At 55.7% G+C, this 21,122-nt stretch carries 11 protein-coding genes and 1 pseudogene; 1 reads left to right on the top strand and 11 read right to left on the bottom strand.

Annotation, left to right across the window (positions count from 1 at the left end; genetic code table 11):
- Positions 1-180: 180 nt before the first annotated feature.
- The 4 genes from G3N64_RS32510 to G3N64_RS32495 form a co-directional block, all read right to left on the bottom strand.
- Complete coding sequence (locus G3N64_RS32510) at positions 181-444, bottom strand: PAAR domain-containing protein (RefSeq protein ID WP_059561401.1); 264 nt, start codon at positions 442-444, stop codon at positions 181-183.
- An 87-nt stretch (positions 445-531) separates the two neighbouring features.
- Positions 532-996, bottom strand: coding sequence for a DUF6714 family protein (locus G3N64_RS32505; protein ID WP_205787824.1), 465 nt, complete (start codon positions 994-996; stop codon positions 532-534).
- Positions 993-6,950 carry a type VI secretion system tip protein TssI/VgrG gene (gene tssI / locus G3N64_RS32500; protein ID WP_205787823.1) on the bottom strand — a complete coding sequence of 1,986 codons (5,958 nt, stop codon included), beginning with the start codon at positions 6,948-6,950 and terminating at the stop codon, positions 993-995. The genes G3N64_RS32505 and tssI overlap by 4 nt, the downstream gene beginning before the upstream one ends.
- A 586-nt stretch (positions 6,951-7,536) precedes the next feature.
- Positions 7,537-7,869 carry a hypothetical protein gene (locus tag G3N64_RS32495; RefSeq protein ID WP_205787822.1) on the bottom strand — a complete coding sequence of 111 codons (333 nt, stop codon included), beginning with the start codon at positions 7,867-7,869 and terminating at the stop codon, positions 7,537-7,539.
- Positions 7,870-8,092: 223 nt separating this feature from the next.
- Here G3N64_RS32495 and G3N64_RS32490 point away from each other — a divergent pair, with 223 nt between their 5' ends.
- Positions 8,093-10,663 (top strand): DNA phosphorothioation-associated putative methyltransferase, encoded by a 2,571-nt coding sequence (locus G3N64_RS32490; protein WP_205787821.1) that lies wholly within the window; start codon positions 8,093-8,095, stop codon positions 10,661-10,663.
- Between the two features lie 90 nt (positions 10,664-10,753).
- Here G3N64_RS32490 and G3N64_RS32485 read toward each other — a convergent pair whose 3' ends face one another.
- The 7 genes and pseudogenes from G3N64_RS32485 to dnaA all read right to left on the bottom strand — a co-directional run.
- Entirely contained in the window at positions 10,754-12,334 is a 1,581-nt protein-coding gene (locus G3N64_RS32485; protein ID WP_205787820.1) for an FtsK/SpoIIIE domain-containing protein, read from the bottom strand.
- Entirely contained in the window at positions 12,331-14,403 is a 2,073-nt protein-coding gene (gene dndD, locus G3N64_RS32480; RefSeq protein ID WP_205787819.1) for a DNA sulfur modification protein DndD, read from the bottom strand. Before dndD ends, G3N64_RS32485 begins: the two co-directional genes overlap by 4 nt.
- Positions 14,404-14,414: 11 nt before the next feature.
- Positions 14,415-14,636, bottom strand: coding sequence for a DNA modification system-associated small protein (locus tag G3N64_RS32475; RefSeq protein ID WP_205787818.1), 222 nt, complete (start codon positions 14,634-14,636; stop codon positions 14,415-14,417).
- Positions 14,623-15,747, bottom strand: coding sequence for a DNA phosphorothioation system sulfurtransferase DndC (gene dndC, locus G3N64_RS32470; protein WP_205787817.1), 1,125 nt, complete (start codon positions 15,745-15,747; stop codon positions 14,623-14,625). Before dndC ends, G3N64_RS32475 begins: the two co-directional genes overlap by 14 nt.
- A gap of 244 nt (positions 15,748-15,991) precedes the next feature.
- Positions 15,992-18,466, bottom strand: a complete 2,475-nt coding sequence (gyrB, locus tag G3N64_RS32465) for a DNA topoisomerase (ATP-hydrolyzing) subunit B (protein ID WP_205787816.1) — start codon at positions 18,464-18,466, stop codon at positions 15,992-15,994.
- Between the two features lie 191 nt (positions 18,467-18,657).
- Positions 18,658-19,764, bottom strand: coding sequence for a DNA polymerase III subunit beta (dnaN, locus tag G3N64_RS32460; RefSeq protein WP_039364632.1), 1,107 nt, complete (start codon positions 19,762-19,764; stop codon positions 18,658-18,660).
- 168 nt (positions 19,765-19,932) lie between these two features.
- Positions 19,933-21,051: pseudogene (gene dnaA / locus G3N64_RS32455) on the bottom strand (chromosomal replication initiator protein DnaA); the annotation flags it as partial.
- Positions 21,052-21,122 lie beyond the last annotated feature (71 nt).

Here is a 21,122-nt window from a genome sequence, read left to right as displayed (position 1 = left end):
CCCGAACAGGACCGTGAAACGACTCTACGCCGATGATAGTGCGGATTCCCGTGTGAAAGTAGGTAATCGTCAGGCTCCCTTAGCCAGAAACCCCCGCCCGAAAGGCGGGGGTTTTTGCATTGGCGCGGCGGAAATGCATGTGAAGCGGGCAACGCCCGATTCATTTGAAATCAGAGAGCATCACTCGCTTGCCAAGAATTCTTGTTGGCTGGCGATCAGCGATGCGCCACATGCAGTCTTCATCCCGTCCAGCGCAACGGCGCGGCCTTCAATAGTGTACTGGCTGGAGCCCTGAACGATCGGGTAGGCACCTTGGCACTTCGGACACAGGACCATATGGCCGACACCGGATGCTGGTCGACCGTTCAAGTTCGAAAGGCCGAAGCCGTCGAGCACCGTACCGCCGTGATCCGTTGTGTCGCCTTTGCGGATAATGGGTTTCATCGAAGAGTCTTGAGGAGCCGGACTATTTCGGCATTCTTGTTGGGCTCAGCAACTTCGAACGACGTCTGATCAAACTCATTTCGCTGGTCAAAATATTTCGCGCAGCAGACTGGCCGCGTCTGCCGCCAAGTCGGGATCTTGGTGCCGCCACTCGATTCGGCTCATCTCGTCGAGAAAATCAATGATGCTGTTTCGTTGATTTTTTGCGTACGTTTTCGAAATTTCATCGAGCCAGTCACTCGCTCCACCAGTTGCCATTCGGTGCAGCTTGTAGACAAGAGAATCGGGGATGTTGTCCGCCTCGTCGTACTCGACGGTCGCAATCTTCATGAACAACGGAAGAAAAAACGCAAATGCCTTCGGCTTCATAAAGGTGAGGCACGCGGATTCATCGCACTCGTAGTCTTCCCTTAATTCCTTGAGCGTTACTTCGAAGCGCTTTTTTCCTCGAAAGAAATCATCGACAGCACATGACTCGATTCCCGATCTGTCTGTGATCGATTCTCCCTTTGGGAAGGGATCGTTCGGAAACGTTGAGAAATCCAAACTCATTTCAGTAACCCCTCGCACTTTGCGACATTCGCCCATGCTTCGAGTGCTTCGTTACGGTGGTTGGCGTCTCCACCCGCGAAGCACTTTTTGTTGATCAAATCTCTTGCCATCGCGCATTCCCGGTTGTTTTCGCGCATCTGCAGAACGGTCGGCTGGTCCATGTTGGCCTTGCACGCTCTGGGGCGTTTGCATGCACGGTTGACCTCGTCCTGGAGCCTGCGATGTTCGCCCGGGGAGCAATTGCCCGGCGGCTGTATTGTGTCTGCGATCGGACTCACCTTGTTCCCGGCTTTGTCCGACGATGCAGAAGATGCCATCCAGACAACCACGCCAATCCCCGCCAATGTGCCAACCGCAGCACCAATTATCGTACCGATTCCGGGAAAGACTGCCGTCCCTGCAGCGGCACCCATTTCAGCGCCAGCAGGGATTGACAGCAGGCCCATCGGATCGATTTCCATCGAGGGGCGGCTGTCGGCATAGGCGTATTTATTGGGGCCTGCGATCAAACCGAGAGGATCCTGATTGATGTATCTTCCCGCCTCCGGATCGTAATAACGGTGACGGTTGTAGTACAACCCGGACTCTGCATCGTGATACTGACCCGGAAACCGAATCGGATTGTCGATTTTCGCGACAATCTGTTGGCCATTCCGCCCGTAACCGTCGAAGTCAACTGCCCAGACCACTTCGCGTTCGTCGTCGACGAGTTCCTGTGGTGCGCCGAGATGATCGCTCAGATAGTGATAGCGTTTGCCATTCGTCAGCTGTGCAAGCGGCCCCCGGTGATCAGGGTGTGGAACATAGGTCACGAGTGCGTCATCTCGTGTGCTTGTGCCGGCATACACTTCCTGCAACATCCAATCGTTGTCCCAAACGAACAAAGTCATGCGCGACGCCTGCCCGGCCGACGTGTGGATTTTGGCGATCCGGCGTCCCAACGCGTCGTAACGATATTCCGTACGGCCGCCATCGGCGTGCTCGACACCAATCAGCTGATGAGCAGCATCATAACGATAGCGCGTGACATGCGGCGGCAGCGTTGTCTCGCTCGGCTCGGAAGCATTGTGTCGCGGTAGGAGTCGTTCAAGAATACCAGGCGCCGGTTTGACCGAAGATTTGTCTGATATGAGCTGTGCCGCACGTGCTGTCCGGTTCCCGTGACCGTCGTAAGTAAAGTCGACCAGCGTTTGCGCAGAAGCCGCGGACGTGACAAATTGGTGCAGGCGGTCCCCGGTCGCACCTTGTGCGCTTTCCACAAAGGGAGCACTCGGGGAGCTGCTGGCCATCAGTCTAGCGATCAAATTTCCTGTCGAGTCGTAGCGAAACGACTCGCTTGTCACGTTGGGAATGGCTTCCCCTCGCTCGCGTGCGACACCGAGCAGTCGCGAAAGAGGATCGTAGCTATAGTGCTTGGCACCTCGCCATGCATCGTGCAAATCGGTTAATTGCCCGGCTGCGTCATAGTCCCACGCTCGCCAAGGCCGAGCTCCCGCTCGAGGTTGACTTTGCGAATCGAGATCCTGAAGCTGCTGCGACGCAAGTTGTCCGGAGTCGGTATATGTGAACAGCTGAGCGATTGCACCCTGCACATTTGTGACCGTGCGGTGTAGCGAATCGCGCTCGAAGCTCGCAAGCGGAACACCGTCAATCAGCATACCGTGAACGTGGCCGCTTCCGTACCGCTGCCATGTCAGGTTGCCAACTCCAGGCAGGTGCGTCTCGCTGCGATTACCGACTGCATCAAGTCGATGTTGAAGGCGCCAAACACGACCGTGATGTGCTTGGACTTCGGCGGTACGTCGCCCGGCTGCATCGTACTCGTAGGTGATTTGCGATACGTCGCCAGCCTCCTGGTGATGGTAGGCCTGTTTGAGCAGGCCTCGCTCGTCATAACTGAAAGTACTCTGCGTGTTGTCGCTCAGTTGGCGGCCGATCATTTGACCGAGATTGTCGTATATCAGCGTCGCGCGCAGTTGTCCGTCGTTTCCGCAATCGATCTGCTCGATCAGTTCGCCGGCGGCGTTGAATCGAAATTGCTGGCGCCGACCATCGAATCCGGTCTGCTCAATGATGCGTCCCAGTTGGTCGTACGCAAAAGTGCCACGTTCGCCTTTGGGGTTCGTCAGTGCGATGAGCTTGCCACGCTGATCGTACTCGAATCGATACGAGCCACCCACCGCGTCGGTTATGCTGAGTGGCCGATCGAAGGCATCCCATCCAACACTCGTAACGCGGCCGAGCGGATCGGTATATGCGGTTGGCCGGCTAGCTTTATCGTAGGTGGTGCGCCAGCACCCGAGTCCGGCAGGTTCGATTGCCGTCGTGTTGCCGGCAGCGTTGCCGAGAACCTTGGTCGTTTGCCCTAGCGCATTCGTCGTGCTTGTTTGGCGCCCGAAATCATCGTATGCGTATTGGGTCTTGAACCCTGAGCAATCGGTACGCGCAAGAAGTTGACCCGCATCGTTCCAGAGCATGCGTGTCACATTGCCGAGCTCGTCGGTGTGAGCAACAGGCAGCCCTTTTTCGTAGGCGGTCGAGGTTGCATTTCCTAGCGGATCGATTGCCTTGACCAGATGCCCATTGGCATCGTATTCCCGCTGCCAAATCTGGCCGGCCGGGTCACTAATGCGAGTAGGTAAGTTGTGTTCGCTGTATTCGATGCGCGTCAGGTGGCCAGCTGCATCCCGAATCACGATCGGGTTTCCGCGCGGATCACTGATGATCTGGCTCCTGCGGCCCAACGGGTCAATTCGACCTGATACGTTGCCGGCTTCGTCGAATTCAAGGAATTCAGTGCTGCCATCAGGATGAGTGATCTGATCGACTGCCCACAGTCCGTTGTATCGGTAGGTTGTCGTTTGGCCTACCGCATCGGTGACGCGAGTGACTTGCGCAGCAGGCAAATAGTCGAATCGTGTGTCGCGCGTAATGTCGTGTTTGCCGCCGTCTCCAAGGGTATAAGCATACGTTCGGACACAGCGTGCGTATGGCGAATCACCGTCCCATTCCGAGACAAACACGGCGCCAGCAGGCGTTTCATAGCTTGTGAGGAGATGGTTCGCGTAGCTGTACCGCCAGGTTTGACCTCCGCGGTCCACCGCTTTACTCAGATTACCCTCGTCGTCGTACTGATACGTTGCCAACTTTCTTTTGGAATCGCCATGCTCGTCTAGCAGATGCACTTCGACAATTCGCCCTTGATCGTCATGCTTACACGCGACCACGTGGACGTTATTGCGAACTTCCTGCAAGCTACCAGTTGATGTGTACGCAAAAGTTAGCGCCTGTCCATCACGCGTTTCGGAACGCTGGAGCAGGTGTCGATTCGGATCTACGGGGTGTGGCCCATATGTTTCGACAAGCCCATTCGAGAAGCGCACTTCGTACGCCGGCTGGTTTGCACGATCCTCGAGTCGCGCAAGGGTGTATTTTTCGAGCGGATGAAAGTGTTCTTGCCCAGCCTCGAGAAAGGGGAAGTGCAGTTGTCGACCGTCAAAATCGACATAGATCACCTTCCGGGTGCCGTCCGGTGACGTATGCGTATGAACTTCCGTTGCGTATTGCAACTTCCATGCGACGCCAAAGCTACCATTTCGCTGATCGGCGCTGCGGTATCTCCGATTCCATTGAATCGGCACTCGACCCGGCAAAGTAAAGTCGTCGTGCGTGAGAAGCTTTTGCCCCGTCGCAACATCGACAGGGTGCGCAGACTGAGTCTTCTTCGCGCATTCCGCGCAGTCTGCTTCGGTGACGGGTGCGAGTCCTCGCGCACTTCCGCCGCTTTGCGTAACTGGGCCGTCGAGATAGATTCCCTTACCCTTCAAGTGAATGCCTGCTGCGTCGATCGTGATTGTGCCGCCTGGACCGATCAGTTGAGCCGTTGACGCACCGGACAGGCTTGCCTGACCTTGATCGGTGATCCGAATCTGATTGCTGTCCGAGCTCTGAACAGGATCCGGAATTTGCGGACTGAAGTCTGGCGAGATATCGAGGGGCGTTTCCCGATCACGTTTAACCGCATCTCCAACCGCCTTGCCACGCACCGTTACGGCGTACGTATGCCCTACGTGCGAGGTCCAGTCTTGCACGACTCGGTCGACACGGCTTAGCCCGACGGTGGTAGCCATCTCCAGCACGACATTCCGCAGATAGAGGCCGCCAACGTTGACGTTATAAGCGAGTCCGACGTTGAGCATCTTGCCGAGCCCGACGCTTTGCACGGACGCGAGGCCGACTGTTTCGAACTTGACGCCACCAGTGGAAAGCGTCCAGTTCCGGCCGATCTTCGCGCTCTCGTCGTTGCCGATCGACTTGTCGCGATCGTTGCCGACCGAGTGCGATTCGTCGTTTTCGACTTCAATGCGCTGATCCTTCTCGGCATGCAGCCAGACTTCCTCTTGTCCCTTCCGATCCTCGAAGCGTAGTGCATTCGCCGTGTCGGAACTTCCACCCTTGGTTGATCGCGTCAGAATCCCGCTTTGGGTTGCGTTGGCCGGGAGTTGCCACGGCGGCATGTTCTGCGCGTTATAGACGGATGAGATGATCAGCGGGCGATCGGGATTTCCGTCGCCGAACACGATGACCACTTCGTCGCCGATTCTGGGCAACTGGATCATCCCGAAGCCGCTGCTTGCCCAAGGTTGAGAGACGCGAACCCAGCACGAGCTCGCCTGATTTCTCTTGCCCAGTCGGTCCCAATGGAACTGGACCTTCACGCGGCCGAGTTCATCCGTGTAGATTTCCTGTCCCTGAGGGCCGACGACGATCGCGGTCTGGATCCCATGAATGACAGGATGCGCAATCATCCGCAGCGGCCGATACGGAATCTTCTTGCGGATACATTTGAATTCGTTCGAATAGGTCGCGACGCCGGGCTGTGCCTGGTAGTTGTTCGTCCCGTGATGTCGGATCGACGTCAGCAGGAACTGACGATCTTCAGGCTGTGAACGTTCGTGATCGTAGTGATCCTCGATCTGGATGTAGCGATCAAGCGTGAGGCGCCGACAGTAGCTTTTGCCGACGAAAATCTTGCTATGTGCCGCAAGCGCTTCGGTACGGAAGCGTGCGAGTTGCTCGCCGCGCTCACTATCCGGGAAGCCGTGCGCACCGAGATAGTCATACACTTCGTAGTTCTCGACGTCACCCTGATTGATGCCAGTGTCGTCCTGGGCCTGCCGTCTCGCTCCGGGGGCCTTGTAGTCCACCGTCTTGAGCGTCGTGCTTCCGGAGGTAAGTTGGCGGCGGGCCGCAAACGACGTGATGACCTGCTCGTCGTCGAGAATCTCGTCGGTTGAGTAGCGCAGTGCGGCGCTACGACCGGGGATCGGCTGCGCGTCGACAGACGTATCGCTAATGATCAGCTTGTGCGCGTCTTTCGCATGCTCGAAGTAGAAGAACAGCCCTTCCTCCTGCATCAGCCGCAGCGCAAACGTCAGATCCGTCTCCTTGTATTGTGTGCAGTAGCTTCGATTCGCAGTCGGCTTTTGCAAGCGGAACTCGACGTCTCCGAACTTCCGATATCGATGGAGTACGGCGTCCAGGATTTCCTCGACCGTCTGCTCCTGGAAGACGCGAATGTCCTGGCGACGGTCCATGAAGGCGATCCAGGGGCGAGCAACGGCCTCGTATGTCGCGAGACCTCCGTCGGTGCCCGTATGCTCGAAATCCGTCACATAGCCGTGGAAAAAACGTTCCTCCGAGCTGGCTGTCGCATCGGTCAGCTGCAGGGTGACCGTGACAGGCTTGCCGATCAGCTTCTTGAGCTCGATATTGGGATCCTGCGATGCGAGCTTGAGTTTGATCTCGAACAGCTGGCCGAGCGCTTCGTCACAGTCGAACTCGGTCAGTACGAGCTCCGAGCGGCCGGAGAGCGGTGTCGCAATGGTGAACAATCGATTGGTTTGAAGCGCGAAAAATTGCTTCGCGATCTCGGAGAGGGAGAACGAAGACATCAGCGGCCCTGGAATTTGGTTAATCTTTTGCGCAGATCGTACCGCAAGGTACTCGGCCGGGGGAAGTATTACCAGTCAGTGCTTTAAATCAGGTCTCCGTCGAAATTCATAATGCGAATTTCCGAGCTCATGCGATTCATTGGGTGCTGCAGAGTGTCGATTGGCGACGATCAGTGAAAGATGCCTCTAACAGGCTGTTGAAAAACGTTGCGAGAGGGTCGCGCCGAAAATTGCCGACCTCTTAAAACGTCCTACGCGCGGCTCGCGCGACTTGGGTAAGGGGTAAAGCACACCCCCGAATGTGGGGTGCGGATGCCACTCAAAAGCGTTTTTCAACAGCCTGCTAATCGCTTGATACTGTTTAGCTTCGTCAACTTGCTGTTGCGAGTATCCGATTCTCGTAACATTGTTGGAAACTGTTGCGGCTGATGATCCGGTTGTGTTTGCGTGCCTCGGGCAGGTGGTAGTGGTTGGTGCGCTTGCGCCATCTTGCAGACTCCGTTGCCGCGGGGCGGAATGACCGGCCCGCGGAAAATGCAGAATCATTGTCGCTCGTCACAGTTACTAACGATGTGGAGCCGAGCCATCACCAGGCAGTAGAGCCGCGCAAAGCGGCCAGCGCTGCGTAGTCCTCAGCCTCATCCTCTTCTTGGGCCGCTGCACCATAGGGCTGCTCTCGCCAGTTCAGCGCGTTGTAGTCGGGCGTGATGATGACCCTTCGGGAAGCAAAGCTGAACCGAAGATAGACGCGATCACCCGGCTTGAATCCGAACATCTCGAAATGCGCGTCGATGGCGCGCATCCATGGCATGTACGGTTGGCCTTCCTGGGGGAGGTCCGGCTTGTTGCCGAGGGTCAGCTCAACCTCGGGATACTGTTTGAGCTTCTTGGGACGTGACTTACTATAGGCGTTAGCCATCTTCCGACTCCTTGTCCGAGTTGGTGGTGGTCAGCGGGTCGTATGGGTGGCAGCCCATGCGGCCCGCGCTTTTTTGCGGTGACGCAGTTTGAGTCTAAACGAACGGGTATCTCATAAAGCACGGGGACACGACGTTGGCCGTTAGTACTATCTGTGGATTTCGTGGCGTTGGCGTAGGATAGCTGCGAGTGTCATCACGACGACGGAATGGTGGAGTCGGATCATGGAAGAAATCAAACGATCGTCTTCGCGTCTCGGCTTTGGTAAGCGAGTCCTGGACGACTGGTATATCCATCGAATCGGCATCGAATTCTTGGAGGGCGAGCTTCAGACGACCGTCATTACGGGATTGGAGTCGGCTCCTACATCTGCTTATGAGCGAGCAAATGTAATCAAGCTGAATCTTGTTTCCTCAAGGCTCTCCCTACTTCGTTACGGCGACTTTTTTGACTCCCCATTTCCAGTGCTTCTGGAGTCGTGGAGTCTTCCGGCTGAAGGTGGGCAGACGGTCACATACCGCTCTTACCTTGATTCGCTAAATCCACCGATCCTTCATCGTAAAGAGCTGCTGCTCCCGCAGTCGCATCCGCTTCGCCCGAAATTTGAAGCGGTCACCCTCCAAGTAGAGGAATTGGGGTTGTTCGATGAGACTACTACGATCGGTTTCCGAGAAAATTGGTCTCGTCTTGTTTCCGAAAAGGGATACAAGATAATTGGTTCGGACTTCATACCGATTGGTAATGCAGAGCCAAGTTCGGAACGAGCTCCAGATAGTATGTCTGGACATACGCGGGTACATCGACATCTCACGGCTCTCAGCAGATGGAGCTTGTCAGCGCCTGTACAGATGTTGTTGCGACACACCTTACTTTCTCCGGAAAAGGAAATATTCGACTACGGCTGCGGCAAAGGCGACGATATTGCCTCCCTGAATTCTCAGGGCTACTCGGCTCGGGGATGGGATCCATTCTATGCAGCTGATAGTGCGATAACCCGGGCCTCTGTCGTCAATCTAGGGTTTGTTTTGAATGTAATCGAGGACCCTGATGAGAGGCGGGATGCGTTACGTAAAGCGTTCGAGGTCGCAGATGAAGTACTAGCGATCGCCGTTATGTTGGGTAGTAACACGGCACCGGGGCTGCCTTATCGTGATGGCGTACTCACGTCGAGGAGTACATTCCAGAAGTACTTTTCGCAAGAGGAGTTGAGGCAATACGTACAGCACGAACTCGGTGAGGAGGCCTTCTTGGTAGGGCCGGGTGTCTGTTTCGTATTCAAGGACAAAAACGTCGAGCAACGATTCACGGCCAATCGATATCGCCGTCGAGAGCTATCGAGTCGAATCCTCAAGCGACCGCACAAAGAGCGCAGCACCGAGCCCCGTAGGTCATTGAATGCCTATGAGCGGCTGTCAGAAGATGCTCGCGAGATGCTGAGGCGTTTGTGGGAAGTTGCTCTAGATCTGGGAAGAGTCCCAGATGCTGATGAAGTACCGTTTCTTCTCGATATAGAAAGTCAAGTCGGTTCCTTTCGACGAGCGCTGCGCTTTATCAATGCGACCTTTGACCGAACTCAGTTGACGCAAGCATCGACTGTTCGTGCCGACGACCTTCGCCTGTTTTTCGCAATGGGGCAATTCTCAAAACGTCCACCATACAGAAGCCTCGAAGCGAGACTACAACGAGATATCAAGGCATTCTTCGGAGACTACCGGACTGCACATGACCAGGGCATGCAGCTACTTAAGGATGTAGCTAATCTGGACGCGGTTCGGTCTGCTTGCCATGTAGCTGCGGAGCAAGGTATAGGGTACCTCGACAAGGAGGATGCCTTACATCTGCATGCCACCGCGGTAGATCGACTTCCAGTCGTTCTTCGTGCTTACGTTGGATGTGGACTCTTGGTCTACGGCGAGGCGAGTGATGCTCAGTTGATCAAGATTCATTCGTTATCCGGAAAGCTATCATTGCTCGAGTATGAAGATTTCGATGCATCGGCTTTGCCGCTGATGGTCCGACGGATAAAGATCAATATTCGAAAGCAAGACTATGAAATCTTCGAATATGGAGAAAAATATGAAAAACCGTATCTGTATTACAAGTCACGCTACTTGAACGAAGAGTATCCTCGGTATGCTGAGCAGCTTGTATTTGATGGCGAGTTGGAGCGACTTGAATTATTTGATCCGAGCGGACATGGGATTTCTACAAGGGAGCTTGCAGACCTTTTGGAGTTGAATCGGAGATCTATTCATGGGTTCTCGCTTGGGCGCAGCGACACGATTCCGCCGATAGGGCAGCAATGCGGGAAATACTTTCGATATCGTGACCTTATTGAATGTGGCGAAACGCAATTGGGCACTGGAATTGAGAATGTTCCTCGGCGACCTGAGTCATTCAATGCATTGTACGATTTGGTTACCAAGATCTTAGACCCAGTGATCGATTACTTCGGTGGCGTTAAGTTGACGTACGGATTTTGTTCCCATGTCTTGAGCAAAAATATCAAGAGAAGCATTGCTCCTCGGTTGGATCAACACGCGGCGTACGAATATAATTCAAGAGGGAAGCGGATTTGCGACAGGGGCGGAGCGGCTTGCGATTTTATTGTTCCGGATGAGGATATGAAAGAGGTTAGTCAGTGGATCATGGAAAATTTGCCGTTCGATAGGCTATATTTTTATGGAAAAGCCCGGCCCATCCATATCAGTTATGCAGAAGAACCCCTTCGGCTTGCATACCAAATGATGGCGATGGGTGATAACAGGATCGTCCCTCGCATTATGAAAATTTAGTTTGCCTAAATTAAATTCATCAAGACGGCTTGTTGAGGGGGTGTCGGGAGCTAAGCAAACATCGCATAGTCTCCCGAACTCATTGAGTGCCTACGCGCGCTTTTTCGCGGGCCCCGCTGTTCGCAAATTACCGACAGATTTCACCACGTTAGAAATATCTTGTGGTTGAACGAAGACACCATGTGCCCGCGTCAGGGTTTCGCCTGGCAACCGTATCAACATATCACCTGCCCCAAGCAAGTTTTCTGCACCTTTTTCGTCCAGAATAATGGTGGATTCGGTCCCTTTTTGGACGGTGAGAGCGATTCGTCCTGGTATATTGCTTCTGATAAGGCCAGAAAATGTTTCTGAGTCTGGGCGTTGAGTCGCGAGTACAAGGTGAATACCTGCTGCTCGGGCCTTTTGAGCCAATCGCGCAATTAGTTGCTCGACAGAATCATCCTGAAGCACGAGATCTGCCATTTCTTCAATAAACACGATGATAAAGGGGAAATTGTGCCCCTTTCGGCGTGCGTCAGCAATGTTGGCGACGCCTAAGCGATTGAACACCGCATAGCGCGCCTCCATTTCGGCTACAAGTTCTTGTAGAGCCTCTCTCGCTTCGGTTACTTCCGTCGCGATTGAGCCTCTGTACAAATTTGGCAGCGTTGCATAAGGTGCGAACTCTACCTGCTTAGGATCAATAAGAGCCAATTGCAGCGTATCGGAGTTGTGGCGAAGCAGAAGCGATAGTATGAGCGAATGTAAGCATACGCTTTTCCCTGAACCGGTCGTGCCCCCTACAAGCAAATGAGGAACGGTGGCGAGGTCGAAAGTCATATCCGCACCGGTGATGGTAACGCCAGCAAACACCATCAATTCATTTGGATTGCCGAGGCCACTGAGTGCCCATGATCGAAGATTATCGATAGAAACGGGGCGCCAGGTCGATTTTGGTCGTGGCAGGTCGATGAATACAGTTTTTGCTTCGTCGCCATTTGAAACTTCCGGAACAGCGTTTCCCAGGTTCAATGCCAAACCAAGGTGAGCCATATTCCGTTTGAGTTTCGCGGAATCGGGCAAGCTCTTAAGCAGAACACGATACCGAGTCATTCTTGGACCTTCGATCGCTTCTTTTACTTGAACTCGGATGCCGAGCTCATCCAATGCCTTAGACAGTGTGTCTGACATGTCTGGACTATCTACGGGATGAGGGTTTCCCGTCTCGGGTACGTAAGAGTCACTGACGGGATTCGCGGCATACTCGGGCATTTCTGAGCGACGCATTACAAGAGTTTCGACGAAGCGATCGTAGTCTTCGTCGCTTGCTTTCCAGTCACTCCACAGCGCAAGCGCACCGCGATGCCAGTGAGCCTTAATTGCCGCGCGAAGCGAATCCATGGACTCAATGGTAGTGGAGCAAGTTACCAAGGCGTGAGTAACGAGTAAGCCGATCCAAGCCCCAATATTTTCAGACGAAAATAGTGATGTTGCCGGAATATCTAGTCCCTTTGAGTCAGTGCTTGTATCTTCTATCTTTCCAAGCGCAAGAGATCTGCCGATGGCTAGTCGCGCTACCTGCGCCTTGGTATCTAAGCCCAAATGCTGACGCAATTGATCCGTATAGCGGTCGGCTTCCTGGCTGGTGCGATACCGGGCGCTAAGTATCTGTTGGACGTCTAGATCGCTCATTTTGCAACCCCGAAGTATTTTCCTTCTTTTACAGTCGTGCGGCCTAAACTATCACCAACATCTTCATGTTCGAGAAGATAGGTCGTTGAAACATGTTTCGAGATTCGCTTGTAAAATGCCAAGTCGATTTCTTCGTCTTGCGATAAAAGGATAACTTGCCGATTGGGATTTCCTGTCCAAAAGCGGAAGATATTCTCACGATGCAAGCTATCAAGACGTCCCAACGGAGTATCGACAACCATAGGGGCACGGACGCCTGATACTTCTGCCAAACCAGCAATAAGCGCGGTTGCAAATATCTGATTTTCTCCAGCAGACCGATCGAAGCGAATTTCCTTGCCCGTCTTTCCAAGAATTGTTGTGGTGCCATCGTTGTCGATGACGATCTTCGAAACTTGATCCTTATGCGCGAGCTGTTTATAAACCTTAGTCATGGCGTTGGCTAGCGCTTGAACCTTCAGCGGAAATAATGCTGGAATCAGTTCATCTATAACGTCTCGGACACGTTCTGATTTATTCAAAAGACCTCTAACCGGACTGGTCTCATCACGACGCTTACGTTCTTGTAAATAACGGGCGCGAGTATTGTTTACGGTCGTTTCCAGCCCAATGATTTGGCGCTCATCATTTCGAATATGGGTTTCCATATTTTCGATTTCTTGCGATACTCGAGCAAGATGCGATTTCAAATCAGCAATTGTGCCGTCTCTATCGATACCCTCGACTCGCGCAATCTTTCGACTCAGCTCCTCAATGCGCTCGCCATGTTCGCGTTGTTCGCTGAGGAGATCCTGAACGTCCTGTTGTCCAACCGATATTGAATTCAAGAACGCGAGCGCGCGCTCTCTTAGGCCCTCATGCAGATACCCGTGAGTAACCGTCTCCGCGCAATTTGCAGGCGGAGGGTGGAACAACGATGCCCAGGCTGTTTCAATGCGTTTCTTAATCGCATCGATCTGCGTAGAAGTCAACGCAGGTGAAAGCTCAGGCGATGTTGCCCCAAGGAAAGCGCTCTCAAATTGATTGCGCTTTGGCTGCAAAGCACGGCACTCGGTTTGCCAGTCAGCGAGAGCGACCTCCATCTTCAATTGATTGCGAAACTCTCCCAAAATGCCACTCGGCATCAGATGGAATGGAAGCTTATCGGCCAAGATTTTTTCGAGAGATTTGCGGACGTCACGCTGTAACGAACGTACTTGCTCACGTTCCTCGACTAGATCTTTGACCGTCGCGATATCTCCGCCACCGCCGCCGGCTGCTGTTATACGCTCAATATATGAATCTCGTTCTACCTTGAGATCTGACAATTGTTGCGTGCTCACGGACGCATCAGTTTGAAGATCACTCAGGCGCTTTTCCTCGGCCGTAAGTGCTTCAAGTAGGCGATCGATATTTTCTTCGTCGACGTTAGCAATCGTCGATCTCTTATCGCTCTCAAAGCGCTTCAGACGATCGGCCAGCCCACGAAGAAGGACGACACCTAGAAGTCCCTCGAGCCCCTGTTTTACTTGCTCAATGCGAGACTGATCCGCCAGTTTCTTGACCTCTTCTCCATCAAAGAAGAAAAATGGCGCTATATGAGCGGGTACAAATTGATCATCAAGCAGATCGGATAGATTAAAGTTTGCCTTTCCGTCGGTTTTCGGAAGGCCGGGTACGCCGCGATTTACCTCACGAACGACGGCCTCTTCTTCATGAATCCATGCTCCAGTGCTGCTCTTGAAATACCAACGACGGCGAATGTCGATCCCTTTGGTTTTTGTTCGGTTGATGACGACGCGAACCGACATTTGATCTGCGCCATCGCGTTTCGCTTCACCGTTCAGCGCGCGCTCCAAGAACGTCGGATATCCGCGATAATCGTCGGCTTTGAGGCCGGCTCGAGCTAAGTGTGCCATTGAGTCCTTGCCATAAAGACAAAGATACAAAGCTTCTAATATAGTGGTCTTGCCATACCCATTCATGCCGCCGATTAGAACGATGTTGCGGTCATCAGTCGGTTCTGGGAAGTTAAATTCCGCATGCTGATAGCTCTTAAAGTGAGTCAGCTCAATTTTTGAAATCCACAAGGCCAACCCCCTTAATCTATTCGTCCGAGAATTTCTTCAAAGCGCAGGAAAATACCTGCTGCCCGTTCCTGATGTTGCCGTTCGCGCTGCAGCGCAACTAGCTCCGTCAAAACATCCACTGGGACGCCATGTTTTTCGCAAACTTGCGAGAGTACAGTAAAGGCGTCGTCGTTTGACCAAAGCGGCAAATCCGAAACTCCGACCTCGTCGCTAATTTCGTCAGGCGTTTGCAATGTTTTCCCCTTGCTGGAGCTCGGCGGCCCAGATTTTATAAATTAAATCCAGTTCATCGTCAGAAATCAGTCGATCTCCAAATTCACTTTGTACGGTGAGCAAGTGATCCAAGATTTCCTTTCGGGCCTGAATTGTAAATGGGCCGGGAATGTGTTTCCCGGTAAGGTCGAAAGTTAACCGCCCATTCCGTCGAATTGCGCTTCGACGTGAGGGATCGTTCCGAATCTGAACAAGCCAGTCTCGAAAGGCGACCAAAGGCTTATATGCATGGTTCCCAGAGTCGATGAATCCCTGCAGACTTTTGTCTTTGTCAACGACTGTGCACGTCCAGCACCCGAAACGACTGTTCGATGTGCCACATCCAGGTGCCTCGTCTTTACTGAGAACGACGGGACACTCCCCCCCCTCAGCGTCGCGATATAACTGAAAAAGTTTGCTATGTGTCCCGCCCCATGGTGCAGGGAATGTTCCAAGAATTTCCCAAACATCATCCGTGGTGAGGTCAACAATTGGACGGAATACGTAAGCGCCCGGAATACTCGAGTGCTCATTAAGATTTGACCCGCGGTCGTTTTCATATCTATCGACCGTTTGCATTCTTCTCACGCTTTCCGTCCGCCGGACGCCGAGTACAACGATGGCCGCACCGTAACTTGATATGTTGGACTTAATATAGGTGCTAGTTGGCTGAATCTTTAATCGATCAGTACACCAGCGCATTTGCGAATTCGGGCTGGGGTAGCCTTTTCCGATGAGCAGCACCCAAAATGTTTTATCTAGGTCTGGGCGGGTACGTGCGACGGTTATAGGTAGCCCAAGACTGTCTGCTGCCGAAGTCAGTTGAACTGAAACATCATCCAAGTGAGCCATCACAAAGGGGCTCTCGACAAGCGTATCGTTGGAAACGATGTGAACTGCGCGGCTTCTCCGTGAGGGGGGAACCTCAAGGAGAGCCTCGAATACAGCATGCGCAACTAGGGTCGAATCCTTTCCGCCAGAAAAGCCAACGATCCACGGATATGACTGAACTGGGGAGAGGTACTCTTCCTTGACATGTCGGACAATGTCTTGCCAACGCTGCTCTACAGTGATTTCTGCTTGATCTGACACAAAATTTGCCGAAAAAGGTTCACGCTATCGCCTCCATTCCCGAAAACTTAAGGGGGATAACGCCGGGAAGTCCGCAAATCGGATCCATATTACCGGAATCAGTGACGTTGGAACTCCTTTGCCGCCACTGACGTGTGTTACGTCGGTGGCGGCAAAGGTTAATTCAGATTCGCAGGACATGCCGCGCACAACGAATTAGGGTGCGAATCATCGCCTGATTCCGCATTCAGTTATAGGTAAGGAATCAAACATCAATATTCCCCGCCCGCAACGCATTCGACTCGATAAACGCCCGCCGCGGCTCCACATCATCCCCCATGAGGGTGGTAAAGATCCCATCCGCAGCAATCGCGTCTTCGATCTGCACACGCAGCAACCGTCGCACTGCCGGATCCATCGTCGTTTCCCATAGCTGCTCGGGGTTCATCTCGCCGAGCCCCTTATAGCGTTGTTTGGAGACGTTGCGTTCAGCATCCGCCAGCAGCCACTTCATCGCGCTCTTGAAGTCCGCCACGGCCATGCTGCGCTCACCGCGCTTGATGACCGCACCTTCCCCAATAAGCCCCTTGAACGTATTCGCCGTCGTCACGAGCTGCTGATAATCCGCCGTGTGCTGGAATTCCTGGTCGATGACCGAAACCCGCACGTTGCCGTGATGCGTGCGCTCGACATGCAGCGACCGCTGTTCGCGAACCGCGTCATACGAAGGCACCACACGCACTTCGTTCTTCAGCGCTTCATCATGCAACGCCGCGTGCAGCGCCTTAGCCGAAGCCTCGGTCGACTCTTCGTTGGAAAGATCGATCACCACACCGTCCATGACCGCTTCCAGCGCGGCCGGGTCATACAACCGGCTCAAGCGCTCGATCACGCTCTGCGACAGCAGATACGACCGCGCCAGCTCCCCAAGCGCATCACCCGAAATCGCCGCCGCATTCTCACCCGGCACCAGCTCCGACCCTTGCAGCGCCAACCGCAGCATATGCGCGTTGAGCTCCACGTCGTCCTTCAGATACCGCTCGTCCTTGCCCGCCTTGATCTTGTAAAGCGGCGGCTGCGCGATATACACATAGCCGCGCTCGATCATGTCCGGCATCTGGCGATACAGGAACGTGAGCAGCAGCGTCCGGATGTGCGCACCGTCGACGTCCGCGTCGGTCATGATGATGATGCGGTGATAGCGGAGCTTGTCGAGGTTGTAGTCTTCCTTGCCGATCCCGCAGCCGAGCGCGGTCACGAGCGTGACGATCTGTTCCGACGACAGCAGCTTGTCGTAGCGCGCCTTCTCGACGTTCAGCACCTTGCCGCGCAGCGGCAGGATCGCCTGGAACTTGCGGTCACGCCCTTGCTTCGCCGACCCACCTGCCGAGTCACCCTCGACGATGTAGATTTCGCACTTCGCCGGGTCTTTCTCCTGGCAGTCCGCGAGCTTGCCCGGCAGGCCGACGCCGTCGAGCACGCCCTTGCGGCGCGTCATCTCGCGAGCCTTCCGCGCCGCATCACGCGCCCGAGCAGCCTCAACGATCTTCCCGCAGATGATCTTCGCGTCGATCGGCGTTTCCAGCAGGAATTCTTCCAGCGCCTTCGCGACAACTTCCTCAACCGGCGCACGAACCTCGGAAGAAACCAGCTTGTCCTTCGTCTGCGAGCTGAACTTCGGCTCCGGCACCTTCACGGACAGCACGCACGACAGCCCTTCGCGCATGTCGTCGCCGGTCGTCTCGACCTTCGCCTTCTTCGCGATTTCGTTGTCGGTGATGTACTTGTTGATGACGCGCGTCATCGCGGCCCGCAGGCCGGTCAGGTGCGTGCCGCCGTCGCGCTGCGGAATGTTGTTCGTGAAGCACAGCACGTTCTCGTTGTAGCTGTCGTTCCACTGCATCGCGACTTCGACGCCCACGCCGTCCTTCTCGCCGTTGGCGAAGAACACGGTCGGGTGCAGGTTGGTCTTCGTCTTGTTGATGAACTCGACGAAGCCCTTCACCCCGCCGGCGAACGCGAAATCGTCTTCCTTGCCCGAGCGCAGGTCCGTGAGACGGATCCGCACACCATTGTTCAGGAACGAGAGCTCGCGCATCCGCTTCGCAAGGATGTCGTAGTGGTACTCGACGGTCCCGAAAATCGTCGGATCGGCCATGAAGTGCACTTCGGTGCCGCGGTTCTCGGTGTCCCCAGTCACCAGCATCGGCGACACTTCCACGCCGTCCACCGTCTCGAGCACGCGATCCTGCGCGACGCCGCGATGGAACTCCATGAACCGCTTCTTGCCATCACGGCGCACGGTCAGCCGCAGCCAGCTCGACAGCGCGTTCACGCACGAAACACCCACGCCGTGCAGGCCACCAGAAACCTTGTAGCTGTTCTGGTCGAACTTGCCGCCGGCGTGCAGCTCGGTCATCACGATTTCCGCAGCGCTGCGCTTCGGCTCGTGCTTGTCGTTCATCTTCACGTCGGTCGGAATCCCGCGGCCGTTGTCGGTCACGGAAATCGAGTTGTCGGCGTGAATCGTCACGTGGATGTCGTTGCAGTACCCGGCCAACGCTTCGTCGATCGAGTTGTCGAGCACCTCGAACACGAGGTGGTGCAGACCGGTGCCGTCAGACGTGTCGCCGATGTACATCCCGGGGCGCTTGCGCACCGCTTCCAGACCTTCGAGGATCTGGATCGACGAGGCGCCGTAGCTGCTGTTATCGGGTTGCGAATTGTGCTGTTCACTCATGGATATCTTCCGGTTCTGCGAGGCCACTCTCGTGGCGGCGCGGTGCGTTTCAGCGAGAAATCGCCGGGCCGCTCCAGTTTCCTGGCCCGCCCCCAGTGCCGAAAAGGCACCAAAGGGACGGGTTGTCGGTTCGCCATAAAAACGCCAAAGGGGCTTGCCGCCCCCTGGTGTGTGTTGCGATGTCGAGCGCGTCAGATGCGCATCGGCATCACGACATACTTGAACTCGTCGTTCTCGGGCACGGTAATCAGCGCGCTCGAGCTGGCGTCGCCGAGGCTCACCTGCACGGTGTCGACCTTCAGGTTCGCGAGCACGTCGAGCAGATACGTGACGTTGAAGCCGATGTCGACGGTATCGCCCTGGTAGGCGATTTCCAGTTCTTCCTGCGCCTCTTCCTGATCGGCGTTGGTCGACATGATCTTCAGCTGGCCCGGCGCGATGATGCAGCGCACGCCCTTGAACTTGTCCGAGGTCAGGATGGCCGCGCGCTGCAGCGAGCGCTGCAGCTCTTCACGGCCGATCTCGAACGTGTTCTTGTGCGCCTTCGGGATCACGCGCTGGAAGTCGGGGAACTTGCCCTCGACGAGTTTCGACACGAGCTCGACCTGGCCGAACGTGAACTTGGCCTGGGTTTGCGCGATGTCGATGGTGACGGTGTCGTCGATGTCTTCGAGCAGGCGTTGCAGCTCGAGAATCGTCTTGCGCGGCACGATGACTTCCTGGCGGCCGAACGTGCCGCCTTCGAGCTTCATCGACGAGAACGCGAGGCGGTGGCCGTCGGTGGCCACGGCCATCAGCTGGTCGCCGTCGACGACGAGCAGCATGCCGTTCAGGTAGTAGCGGATGTCCTGCTGCGCCATCGCGAAGTGCACCATGCCGAGCAGCTGGCGGAACGACTTCTGCGGGACGGTGAGCGTGGCGCCGAAATCCTTCGCCTGCGCGACGGTCGGGAACTCGTCGGCCGCCAGCGTCTGGAGTGCGAAACGGCTCTTGCCGGATTGAACGGTGAGGCGCTTGTCGGCGAGCGACAGCGTGACCTGGCCGTCAGGCATCGCGCGCAGGATGTCGAGCAGCTTGCGCGCGGCGACGGTGGTCGCGACCTGGTCGCCGCCGACGCCGAAATCGGCGCGCGTGGTGATCTGCAGCTCCAGGTCGGTCGACAGGAACGAAACGTCCGAGCCGTTCTTGGTGATCAGCAGGTTGGCGAGGATCGGCAACGTATGGCGGCGTTCGACGATGCCGCTGACCGTTTGCAGCGGCCTGAGGAGGGTGTCTCGTTCGGTCTTGACCAGTTGCATAGAGTTCCTTCGTTGAGTAACGGCCTGCAGCGCAGCAGCCTCGCAGCGCCCCGCCGGCCGGGCTCTTGGCCCGCCACCACCGGGGCGGTCAAACCAGTATTGTGCCTCAAAACCGAACCGCCCCCCTTAAATTGGGGCGGAGGCCGAATTATCAAGCGCGCCGCGCGCTCAGCCCTTCAGCGTCTGTTCCAGCACGTGCAGCTCGTGGTTGAGCTGCGCGTCCTTGCTGCGCTCGTCGGCGATCTTGCGCACCGCGTGCAGCACGGTGGTGTGGTCGCGCCCGCCGAACAGCTCGCCGATTTCCGGCAGGCTCTTCTGCGTGAGTTCCTTCGCCAGGTACATCGCGATCTGCCGCGGCCGCGCGATGTTCGCGGGGCGCTTCTTCGAATACATGTCGGCGACCTTGATGTTGTAGAAGTCGGCGACGGTCTTCTGGATGTTCTCGACCGAAATCTGCCGGTTCTGCACGGTCAGCAGGTCCTTCAGCGCTTCCTTGGTCAGCTCGATCGAGATCTCGCGGCCGTGGAACTTCGAATACGCGAGGATCTTGCGCAGCGCGCCTTCGAGCTCGCGCACGTTCGAGCGCAGGTGCTTCGCGACGAAGAACGCGACGTCTTCCGACAGGTTCACGCCTTCCGACTGCGCCTTGCGCATCAGGATCGCGACCCGCATTTCCAGCTCGGGCGGCTCGATCGCGACGGTGAGGCCCGAGTCGAAGCGCGAGATCAGGCGATCGTCGATGCCCGAGATTTCCTTCGGATACGTGTCGCTGGTGATGATCACCTGCGCCTTGTTCGCGACCAGCGCCTCGAACGCGTAGAAGAATTCCTCTTGCGTGCGCGACTTGCCGGAGAAGAACTGAATATCGTCGATCAGCAGCAGGTCGAGCGAGTGGTAGTAGCGCTTGAAATCGTCGAACGCCTTGCGCTGGTACGCCTTCACCACGTCCGACACGTATTGCTCGGCATGGATGTAGCGGATCCGCGCGCCGGCCTTGTCGAGCAGCAGCTGGTTGCCGATCGCGTGGATCAGGTGGGTCTTGCCGAGGCCGACGCCGCCGTACAGGAACAGCGGGTTGTACGAGATGCCCGGGTTGTCCGCGACCTGGATCGCGGCGGCGCGCGCGAGCTGGTTCGCCTTGCCGGTCACGAAGTTGTCGAACGTGAGCACCGGGTTCAGCTTCGAGCGTTCGTACATCGAATCGGCTTCGCCGCCGTTCGCGGGTGCGGCGCCGGGGCCCGGGCGCCACGTGCGGCGGGCGGCGGCCGCTGCGGGCGCGGGCAGAGCACGGACGAGGGTCGGGTGGGGAAAGAGGGGCGAAGAGGGGGTCTGCTCTCGTGGTCGCGCATGTACTGAAA

It is taken from the genome of Burkholderia sp. Ac-20344, assembly GCF_017104975.1.
Lineage (GTDB): Bacteria > Pseudomonadota > Gammaproteobacteria > Burkholderiales > Burkholderiaceae > Burkholderia.
Note: the sequence above shows the minus strand (reverse complement) of the source record. Positions and strands in the feature narration are given on the sequence as shown.